This window comes from Cecembia lonarensis LW9 (genome assembly GCF_000298295.1).
Lineage (GTDB): Bacteria > Bacteroidota > Bacteroidia > Cytophagales > Cyclobacteriaceae > Cecembia > Cecembia lonarensis.
In genome coordinates this window covers 1-10,308 of the sequence record NZ_AMGM01000112.1, presented here as the reverse complement: position 1 = coordinate 10,308, position 10,308 = coordinate 1, and the positions used below count along the sequence as shown (strand labels likewise).

Annotated in this window: 9 protein-coding genes; 2 read left to right on the top strand and 7 right to left on the bottom strand. The window is 41.8% G+C overall.

Annotated elements, in window-relative coordinates; all coding sequences use genetic code 11:
- From B879_RS19010 to aceB, 6 genes are all read right to left on the bottom strand, one after another.
- Nucleotides 1-168 (bottom strand): SDR family NAD(P)-dependent oxidoreductase (locus B879_RS19010; protein ID WP_157231725.1); only part of this gene is annotated, 168 nt, incomplete at its 3' end.
- Nucleotides 169-312: 144 nt separating this feature from the next.
- Entirely contained in the window at nucleotides 313-1,566 is a 1,254-nt protein-coding gene (locus B879_RS19005) for a DUF819 family protein (protein ID WP_009186849.1), read from the bottom strand.
- A gap of 46 nt (nucleotides 1,567-1,612) precedes the next feature.
- Nucleotides 1,613-2,254, bottom strand: a complete 642-nt coding sequence (locus tag B879_RS19000; RefSeq protein ID WP_009186848.1) for an NUDIX hydrolase — start codon at nucleotides 2,252-2,254, stop codon at nucleotides 1,613-1,615.
- On the bottom strand, nucleotides 2,254-2,910 hold the full coding sequence (locus B879_RS18995; protein WP_009186847.1) for a hypothetical protein: 657 nt from the start codon (nucleotides 2,908-2,910) through the stop codon (nucleotides 2,254-2,256). The genes B879_RS19000 and B879_RS18995 overlap by 1 nt, the downstream gene beginning before the upstream one ends.
- A 194-nt stretch (nucleotides 2,911-3,104) precedes the next feature.
- Nucleotides 3,105-4,385: an isocitrate lyase gene (gene aceA, locus B879_RS18990; protein WP_009186846.1), complete on the bottom strand. Its 1,281-nt coding sequence runs from the start codon at nucleotides 4,383-4,385 to the stop codon at nucleotides 3,105-3,107.
- A 47-nt stretch (nucleotides 4,386-4,432) separates the two neighbouring features.
- Nucleotides 4,433-6,037 (bottom strand): malate synthase A, encoded by a 1,605-nt coding sequence (gene aceB, locus B879_RS18985; protein ID WP_009186845.1) that lies wholly within the window; start codon nucleotides 6,035-6,037, stop codon nucleotides 4,433-4,435.
- Between the two features lie 192 nt (nucleotides 6,038-6,229).
- Here aceB and B879_RS18980 point away from each other — a divergent pair, with 192 nt between their 5' ends.
- Together B879_RS18980 and aceK are read left to right on the top strand one after the other, a co-directional pair.
- Nucleotides 6,230-7,699, top strand: a complete 1,470-nt coding sequence (locus B879_RS18980) for a helix-turn-helix domain-containing protein (RefSeq protein ID WP_009186844.1) — start codon at nucleotides 6,230-6,232, stop codon at nucleotides 7,697-7,699.
- Nucleotides 7,696-9,423, top strand: a complete 1,728-nt coding sequence (gene aceK, locus B879_RS18975) for a bifunctional isocitrate dehydrogenase kinase/phosphatase (protein ID WP_009186843.1) — start codon at nucleotides 7,696-7,698, stop codon at nucleotides 9,421-9,423. Before B879_RS18980 ends, aceK begins: the two co-directional genes overlap by 4 nt.
- A gap of 26 nt (nucleotides 9,424-9,449) precedes the next feature.
- Here aceK and B879_RS18970 read toward each other — a convergent pair.
- On the bottom strand, nucleotides 9,450-10,308 hold an 859-nt coding region (locus B879_RS18970; protein WP_040401255.1), incomplete at its 5' end, for a GMC family oxidoreductase.

The window sequence follows — 10,308 nt, the reverse complement described above, 5'->3', positions numbered from 1 at the left end:
TTTTCCTGATTGATTAAGCTCATCGGCTGCTTTCTGTGCAGCGGATAAAGAACGGCTGGTAATGGCCACATGCATACCTTCCGCCATCAAAGCCGCAGCAATTCCGTATCCTATTCCCTTAGACCCACCTGTGATAAGGGCTGTTTTATTTTCAATAGATTGTCTCATATAGATTAAGTGTTGGTTATTTTTTATGATAACCATTGAAAACAGCTGGCAGTTCAGAAAAAAGTCTTCCTTTTACTGTAAGAATGATCTTAAGTTCTGAAATATCCAAATACTAAGAAAATCTTTTCCAGAGGATTTTCAAACTCACATATTATGTACAAACTGTAACAATAAACCACATAAATAAGCACCATAGGTACCTACGGCATAACCCAGAACAGCCATCAAGACCCCTACAGGGGCCAGAGCAGGGTTAAAAGCCGAAGCCACTATTGGAGCAGATGCAGCACCTCCTACATTGGCCTGAGAGCCCACGGCAACAAAGAAAAAGGGCGCCTTGATCAAATAAGCGATCAATAACATGATCACTACGTGAAAAATCATCCAGAAAATCCCTATCAGGAAATAAACAGGATTATCAAAAACAGCCATTAAATCCATCTGCATCCCAATAGTAGCCACCAAAACATAAAGGAGAACGGAACCCAGGCGGGAAGCCCCTGCTCCTTCCAGTTCCCTGGCCTTGGTAAAAGAAAGCAGCAGACCACCGGTGGTAGCCAACACCACAATCCAAAAGAAAGTAGAATCCAGGGAATACTGCTTGAGACTTGGGAAATTCTCCCCGATATAGGGAGCAAGTATATCTGCCACCAGATGTGCAAAACCTGTCAAAGCAAAGCCAATACCCAAGATTTTCATGGTATCTGACATGGTGGGTACTTTCAGGATACTTGCCCTGTATTTTTCAACTTTTTCCTGTAGCTCTAAAATAGCTGAACTATCTGCCTTAAAAATCTGATCTATACGGCCGGGTTTTGCAGCCCAGTATAACAATACCGCCATCCAAACATTGGCCACCAAAACATCTACTGCGATCATTTGTGAAAACAAGGTTGGGCTGGCACCAAACACTTCCAACATGGCCGTCTGATTGGCTCCACCTCCGATCCAACTTCCGGCAATGGTAGCCAAACCTCTCCAAATTTCATCTGGTCCTACACCTCCCAAAATGGAAGGATAAATCGCGGATACAGCAAACAAAGCCAAAGGTCCCCCAATCACAATACCCAAAGAACCTGCCAAAAACATGATTAGCGCCTTAGGCCCCAGTTTCAAAATCCCTTTGAAATCAATGCTCAGGGTCAACAAAACCAAAGAGGCAGGCAAGAGGTAGCGGGAAGCAACCTTGTAAAGGTTAGATAACTCACCGGAAATGATCCCAAAAGAATTCAAAACTGCGGGAATAAAATAGCAAAGGAGGATAGAAGGGATAACTCTGTAAAATTTTCTCCAAAAGGAATTGGTGCTTGCCGATGTGGCAAAAACCAAGGCCAATACCGTCATCAATAGCCCAAAAACAACAGCATCATTGGTAATGAGTGGGGTGTTCTCTTGCATGAAAGATCTTTTTTTTTACACAACAATAGCATAAAGGGCCAAAAAATCAAAAATCCATTTGTTCCCACAAATAGGTAAACTCTCCTAACATCATGGCTGTGGCGCCCCAAACCATTTCAGATTCAATATCATAATAAGGTGCTTTTAACCTATATCCACCACTGCCCTGAACAGTCCCCGTTTTTCTTACCGATTTATCCAAAAGCGTATTGACAGGACAATTGATGATTCTGACAACCTCCTCAGGATCAGGACTGAATTCCGGTTTCTCCAGGGTAAAACCAATGTAAGGAGAAACCATAAAATTACTTGGAGGAATGTATAAATCTGATAATTTCCCGATAAGTTCTACTTTTTGGGCATCTACACCAATCTCTTCTTCCGTTTCCCGTAAAGCCGTTTCGGATAAATCCTTATCCGATTCCTCCATTTTTCCACCTGGAAAGGCTATTTGTCCGCTATGTACCCCAGGATAGGTAGGCCTTTTGATAAATGGAACAAACGCTTGTTTTTTAAGATCAGGATAAAGCAACATCAATACTGCCCCTTTCCTGTAGTCCGGACGAATACTTTGGATAAATCGCTCCTCATCTATTGGTAAAGGTGCCATGGTAATCTGGCCTTCCCTTCCAGGAAGTGGTTTTTTTAAAGCCTTTTCGAGATTTTGGATCAATTTATCAAATTCCATCAGAAATCAATATTGCTCAACTTTCTCTTTAAATACCCGTGACGGTCAAAATTTGTTGTAAAAATTGGATGTTTAAAAATAGAATATCGTTTTTGTAGGACATCAATGATCCAGATTTTAGGTGTAAAGCTCTCCTCTTCCTCAAAGTAACCTGCCACCAAAAGATGATCCGGACTAATCCATAAAGCTTCATCAAATCCCCCCGATGGGCCTACAAACAACAAGCGTTCCCTAAGTCCATTTTCCTTAAAATAAATTACTTCGGAATCAGGTTGAAAACCAGGTCTGCCTTCCGCTGGAACAAAAACTTTGTAACTGTAAATATCCACCATTCCTTCACCCTCAGGTTGGGGCAGTAAATAGGGAAAAAATGGGCTGTCTTCTGTAATATAATTTTCTTCTGGCCATTCCAACTCTTCAAATAATTCACTCCTTTCAAAAGAAAAGTCTTCTTGTCTAAAACCAGGATCTAATTCTTTCCAATAGGAGGTCCAAACTGGCAGTTGCTGTACCCCTGACTCCAGCCAAATTCTTTCCTCTTCCCTTTCTTCCAGGATATTATCCAATAAAGACACTTCACTACTTTTCTCTGAACCACATCCAACCAGTAGAAACAAGAAACATAAAAAGATAAATAAGTGCTTAAGCTTGATCATTTTTTTTCTGTAAAAGAATACGAATCAAATACAAAATGATGAAAAATCAAAAAAGGCCGAAACATTGTTTCAGCCTTTTTCATCTCTCAAACCTATTAAACCTATTGTAGATATTCAATGATTGAATAACCTGCGGGAAAGGTAAAAAATGTTTTCATTCTACGCAAGCAATCGATTGCGAAAATTTTATTTTGTTAAAATTGTGCCTCTTCTGTACTCCCTTTTAAGGCTACAGTTGATGCCATTCCAGAAGTTACAACTTCTTGAATAGCATCGAAATAACCTGTCCCTACAAAGGCCTGATGCTTGACGGCTTTGAAGCCGCTGGACTGTAGCGAAAATTCCCTTTCCTGTAATTCAGAATAGCCAGCCATTCCTCTTTCTTTGTATGCCTTAGACAGTTCAAACATGGAAGTATTCAGTGCATGGAAACCGGCCAAAGTGATGAACTGGAACCGGTAACCCATTTCTGCCAAACTCTCTCTGAAAGTCAGCATCTCTGATTTGCTTAAGTGGGCAGCCCAGTTGAATGAGGGGGAGCAATTATACGCCAACATTTTCCCTGGATATTTTTCGTGAATGGCTTCCGCAAATTCTCTGGCATAACCTAAATCAGGGTTGGAAGTTTCCATCCAGATCAGGTCACAATACGGGGCATAAGAAAGACCTCGGTCAATACCTTGGGCTATGCCGTTGTTGACTTCATAAAAACCCTCAGAAGTACGCTTGCCATTGATGAATTTATGGTCTCTATCATCTATATCAGAAGTGATCAAAGTAGCAGCATCTGCGTCTGTCCGGGCAATGATAATGGTAGGCACCCCCATCACATCAGTGGCCAAGCGTGCAGCGACCAGTTTGTTTATGGCTTCTTGGGTAGGAACCAATACTTTTCCTCCAAGATGGCCGCATTTTTTGGCAGAAGATAGCTGATCCTCAAAATGAACCCCGGCCGCACCGGCCTCAATCATCATTTTCATAAGTTCATAGGCATTGAGATTTCCTCCGAAGCCTGCTTCAGCGTCTGCCACAATAGGAACCAAATAATAAAGGTCTTCTTTTCCGGTTAAAGCCTGTATTTGGTCTGCCCTTAAGAGGGCGTTATTGATTCTTTTCACCACGGCAGGCACAGAATCTGCCGGATAAAGACTTTGGTCAGGATACATTTGGCCAGCTAAATTGGCATCTGCGGCTACTTGCCAACCTGATAAATAGATTGCTTCCAAACCTGCCTGTACTTCCTGTACGGCCTGATTACCTGTCAGAGCCCCCAATCCTGCCACAAAGGGCTGTGCATTGAGTTTTTCCCAGAGCCGCTCTGCCCCCATGCGTGCTATGGAATACTCCAATTGATAATTACCGGCCAACCTCACCACATCTTCTGCAGTGTATGTTCTTTTGACACCTTTCCATCTTGGGTTTTCAGCCCAATCTTTTTCGATTTCGAGGGTCCTTTGGATTTTGTTTGTCTTCATGATGTTATTGGTTTTAAATAGTGAAGGGTTTTTATTTTTTCAGAATGTTATGGTAATAGTTGATAGGCAGGCAGGGTAAGAAAGTCCGCAAAACTTCCTTGAAGCACCAGCTTATCCATCAGGGCAGCTGCCTGTGCCAGTGCATTTCCTTTTGCCCGCTCAGGACCAAGAATTGTTTTGATTTTTTCCATTTCTTCTTCTTTGAGTTGGGCATAAAACTCAGGGCTTATCAGTTGGCCAGAATTGGTCTTAGCTCCATGTCTGATCCATTGCCAGAGTTGGGCCCGGCTGATTTCCGCTGTGGCAGCATCCTCCATGAGGTTATACAGTGCGGCTGCCCCAGTTCCGTTGAGCCAGCTTTCAATGTAAAGGATACCTACATTGATATTGGTACGTACGCCTTCCTCACTGATACTTGCATCCGGAATCCGTACATCCAAGAGGTCTTTTTCGTCCAATCCTGACTCAATCACCGGCTTATTTTTTTGGTTACAGTGTCCTGGATCAAAAGCCTTCGTAAAAACTTTTTCAGCAATGTCTACCAAAAATGGATGGGCCACCCAGGTGCCGTCATAGCCTAATCCTGCCTCCCGCTGTTTGTCTTCCAACACCTTTTTCCTGGCCATTTCATTGATAGCTTCATCCTTGGCTGGAATAAAGGCCGACATTCCTCCTATGGCATGTGCCCCTCGGCGATGGCATATTTCAACCAATCTACAGGCATAGGACTTCATAAAAGGCACCTGCATGGTAACTTTACTCCTGTCAGGAAGAATAAAATCTTTATGGTTTCGGAATTTTTTGATGATGCTGAAAATGTAATCCCACCTTCCCGCATTCAAAGCCACGATGTGCTCCTTCAGCTCAAAAAGGATATTTTCCATTTCAAGGGCCCCGAAAATGGTTTCTATCAACACAGTCGCTTTGATAGTACCTTTGGGAATACCTATGTAATCTTGTGCAGCCACGAAAACCTCATTCCATAATCTGGCTTCTAAAGAACTTTCCAATTTGGGCAAGTAAAAGTAGGGGCCCGACCCCTGCTTCATTAACCTATGGGCATTATGAAAGAAATAAAGACCAAAATCAACTATTGAGGCGGACAAGGGCTCTCCATTGATAACCAAATGTTTTTCTTCCAAATGCCAGCCTCTTGGCCTGACTTTTAATACTGCTGTTTCTTCTTTAAGGGTGTAGGACTTTCCCTGCTCGCTGATAAAGTCGATCTGCCCCCGTATGGCATCATAAAGATTGACCTGCCCTGAAATCATATTGTCCCAAGTCGGAGAAGAAGCATCCTCAAAATCTGCCATAAAAATCTTTGCCCCTGAATTCAAGGCATTGATGACCATTTTTCGGTCTACCGGACCTGTAATTTCCACCCTCCTATCCTGAAGGACATCAGGAATTGACCCAACTTGCCAATCTCCTTCTGCCTTTGGAATTTCTTTTAAAACCTGATCGAGATCTCCCCTATCCAATCTTTCCTGAAGACGTTGACGCTTCACCAAAACCGAATACCTTTTCTCTCTGAACTTCAGCTCCAAGTACACCAAAAACTCCAAAGCCTCCGGCGTTAGGATCTGTTCATAATCTTCAGAAATCGCTCCCAATACCTGAAGTTTTAAATCGTCTGTTACGGCAATAGTCATAGCACAAGTGGTTAAAATGATCGATGGACTAAAAGTACAAAAACGAATTTTAAAATAAAAGCGAAATTTCGCTTTTTTTATATTTTTTCTCTTTTTGTAAAAAATACACAATTTGAAAAATATCGCAAAAACAATTGCATTACATTTGTTTTCATTTAAATTCACAATGAGATGATGTTTTAAAGGAAACAAATGAAAGAAGAGAATATCAGAATCATTTTTGGGCTTAAGCTCAAACAGTTAAGAAAAGATAAAAATCTGTCCCTACAGGACCTATCAGAAAAGACAGGGATTTCCATTTCTTACCTGAATGAAATCGAAAAATCCAAAAAGTACCCAAAAGCAGATAAGGTGTTTAAACTGGCAGCTGCCTTGGAAGTCGAATATGACTATTTGGTTTCCCTACAGCTGGAGGATAAAATGAAACCCATCGCAGATCTGCTCCACTCGGATATACTTTCAGAATTGCCACTCAACCTGTTTGGGATTGACGCCGGCACCTTAATTGAACTCCTATCCGATACCCCTACCAAACTCAATGCTTTCATCATTACCCTCATGGATATAAGCAGGGCCTATGGCATCAGTTTAGAGGAATTTTTCCTCTCCGCACTGAGGGCATACCAGGAAATGCATGATAATTATTTCCCTGAATTGGAAAAACAGGTAAATCTCTTTAAAAAAGCACATCAGGTGGATACAAGCCCTAAGCTGGAAGAACTAAAGGCAATTCTTGAACAACAGTTTGGTTATGAGATTTCTTATTTTGATTTTGAAAAGGAAGTCGGTCTCCCAAAAACCAGAACGCTAACCCTACCCGGAAAAACGCCCAAGCTCCTTCTGAATCCAAATTTAACGGAAAATCAGGCTTTATTTGCTTTGGGAAGAGAACTCGGTTATGCTTATTTAGATTTAAAAAACCGACCTTATTCCTCCTCTTGGATTGCCGTCAATTCCTTCGAGGAAGTCCTGCAGCATTTTAAAGCAAGTTATTTCAGTTGCGCTTTAATCATTCCGGAAAAAGAAATCACCAAAGACCTGGAAGACTTCTTCTCCCAACCTGAGTTGGATCCTGAATTACTGCTTCAATTGATAGAAAAATATAATGTAACCCCAGAAACCTTGGTATACAGAATTACCAATATACTACCCAAACACTTTGGGCTCAAAGAACTGTTTTTCCTCAGGATCAGTAAAAATATTCCTTCCGGGCAGTTTTCTTTGGACAAGGAATTATACCTCACGGGAATCCACCATCCCCATGCCTCCAAAAATCAGGAAGACTATTGCAGGAGATGGGTATCAGCTACCATTTTTAATGATTTTTCTAAAAGCAATACCAGCAGAATAGGGAAAGCCCAGTACTCCTTTTATCCTGATGGGCAATCTTATTTCGTATTTGCTTTGGCTTATCAATCCGGACTGAAAAAACAGGAACAGATCAGCATCTCCTTTGGGCTCAAAGTCAATGCACTTTTTAAGAAAAAAGTCAAGTTTCACAACGACCCCAAAATACCCTTGAAATATGTAGGAAACACCTGCCAATATTGCCCTATAGAAAATTGTGAGGAGAGAGTCGCTCCTGCTACCAAATTGAGGGCTATGCAAGCTAAATTAGAGAAAGAAGAGAAACTCAATAAGGTCAAAAAGCTATTTTCATGAACAGGGAGGCTATAAAAACCGCTGCAGGAAGGATTCATGAAGGCTATCAAACCTATATCCGAACCTTTAATGAACTCACCTCCTACGCGCCGATTTTTTTTAGGGACAGGGACTGGTCTGGCATGCAGCTCAACCATAAAAGGAGACTTAGGCTCTATAAGGATCAAGTCAATGCCTGCAGACTTTTGTTAAAAGAAACCCTGGACAAAGAAGTTCAGAGCCATGCATTCTGGAAAGAATCCAAGGAATATTACTCTTGGATCATCACGGAAAGAAAAGACAAGGAGGTAGCAGAGACCTTTTTTAATTCTGTAATCCGAAAATCCTTTCCCGTTAAAGGGGCAGATCCGCAAATTATGTTTGTTCATGAAGGGTATGATACCTGTGACATCCATCCGCAGGAGAAGCTCTATCACAGCTACCCCTCCCATTGGGGCCTCCAAAAAATTATCCGAAGTATTGTAGCGGATTTTGACTTTGGGGTTCCCTATTTGAATAAAGAAGCCGATATACAGTTTTTGGTGAGGGCTGTACGGGAAATTATCCTTACCCGCTATGTAGCTACAGAAAAAACCACCACACAAGTCCTTAAATCCGTTTTTTATAGAAATAAAGCGGCCTATTTGATCGGGCGAACCCATATAGGAGATAAATGGATGCCTTTTATCATCCCATTTCTGAATGGGCCGAAAGGGGTGTTTGTGGATACCTTGATCTTTGATCCCAAGATCATGGCCCATTTATTCAGTTATACACGGTCCTATTTTATGGTGGAAGTCGCCATTCCCTCACAAATGGTCTCTTTTCTAAATTCTGTTATTACCCATAAGCAAATCCATGAGCTCTACAATGCCATAGGATTCAATAAACATGGAAAAACGGAGTTTTACAGGGACTTTTTGAATCACCTCAAGCTAAGTGATGATCAGTTTATTGTGGCGGAGGGTATCAAAGGAATGGTGATGACAGTTTTTACCTTACCCTCTTATAATATTGTGTTCAAATTGATCAAAGATTACTTTGAACCGCCCAAAACCATGACCCGGCAAGAGGTACGGGACAAATATAAAATGGTAGGGCTTCATGACCGGGTAGGTAGAATGGCTGATACCCATGAGTTTGAAGGCTTCCATCTTCCTTTGGACCGGATTTCAACAGAACTGATGCAGGAACTTAGGAATACAGTGAACTCCCTTTTGGAAATACAGGATGATGAGCTGATTATCAAACATGTATATACAGAAAGGAGAATGGTTCCTTTAAATATTTATCTGGAAAACTGCTCATTGGAAGACGCCAAACAAGCGGTAGAGGAATATGGGGATGCCATCATACAACTGGCCAAAGCCAACATCTTTCCCGGGGACATGATGATTAAGAATTTTGGGGTCACCAGGCAAAAAAGGGTGGTCTTTTATGACTACGATGAAATCGAATTTTTAACCGATATGAATTTCAGATGGAAGCCCAAACCGGAAACCTATGAGCAGATTTATGCCGCTGAACCATGGTATGAGATCAAACCAAATGATGTGTTTCCTGAGGATTTCAAACGCTTCATGATTGGAAGGGCTGATGTGAGGGATCATTTTTTCAGCTATCATGCCAAACTCTTCAATCCTGATTATTGGGTAAACATCCAAAATAGGATCAAAGCGGGTGAATGGATACACGCACTCCCTTATCCCAATACGATCAGATTCAGACCTGAAGAAGAGGTTTAAGTAAAAATAAAGATCTCCAAGTTGCTTTACAAATTGCCTTTATTGATCTCCTCTACCGCATAATTTGCTGCCCTAGCTGTAATGGCCATATAGGTCAGGGAAGGGTTCTGGGTAGCAGTGGAAGTCATACATGCTCCATCAGTCACGAATACATTTAGGCAATGATGCAATTGGTTCCATTTGTTCAATAAAGAAGTCTTTGGATCATGGCCCATGCGGACACCACCCATTTCATGGATATCTGAACCCGGAGGAGAGCCTGAATCGCGGGCATTGATGGCTGTAAAACCTGCCATTTCAAACATTTCGGTCATTTGCTCCATGTAATCTTTGACCATTTTGTCATCATTTTCCGCCCAATCACAGGACAGCACCAATTGGGGAATGCCATATTTGTCTTTCAGACTTTCATGTAGCCTGACATGGTTGCTTTCGATGGGAATAACCTCCCCCTGCATCCAACCGGATACCCACCAATCGCCCAACTTTCTATCAAAAAGGTTTTTCTTTAACTCTTCTCCAATCCCTCCCCTGGAAAACTGTACCGCCCTTGATGAGGATCCAAAACCTACCGCATAACCTCTCAAGAAATCCGTTTCCTGCTTATACAGGTTCCGAAACCTTGGTATATAGCTGTGGCTGGGATTTTTCCCGGTACTCATTTTATCGGGAAAATCCTCACTCCGTCCTGAAATTTGCCCCCTGTAATTGTGCCAGGAAATAAATTTTCCCAATAGGCCATTATCATTGCCAAGCCCATTGGGAAATCTGGATGAGGTAGAATTAAGCAGAATCAAATTAGAGTTCAGCGCAGAAGCATTCACGAAAATGATCCGGGCAAAATATTCATAAGTATGTCCATCAGTCGCATCAATTATCCTCACC

Coding starts and splice junctions, on each gene's coding strand:
- B879_RS19005 (WP_009186849.1), bottom strand. CDS start 1,566: ATGCAAGAGAACACCCCACTCATTACCAATGATGCTGTTGTTTTTGGG.
- B879_RS19000 (WP_009186848.1), bottom strand. CDS start 2,254: ATGGAATTTGATAAATTGATCCAAAATCTCGAAAAGGCTTTAAAAAAA.
- B879_RS18995 (WP_009186847.1), bottom strand. CDS start 2,910: ATGATCAAGCTTAAGCACTTATTTATCTTTTTATGTTTCTTGTTTCTA.
- aceA (WP_009186846.1), bottom strand. CDS start 4,385: ATGAAGACAAACAAAATCCAAAGGACCCTCGAAATCGAAAAAGATTGG.
- aceB (WP_009186845.1), bottom strand. CDS start 6,037: ATGACTATTGCCGTAACAGACGATTTAAAACTTCAGGTATTGGGAGCG.
- B879_RS18980 (WP_009186844.1), top strand. CDS start 6,230: ATGAAAGAAGAGAATATCAGAATCATTTTTGGGCTTAAGCTCAAACAG.
- aceK (WP_009186843.1), top strand. CDS start 7,696: ATGAACAGGGAGGCTATAAAAACCGCTGCAGGAAGGATTCATGAAGGC.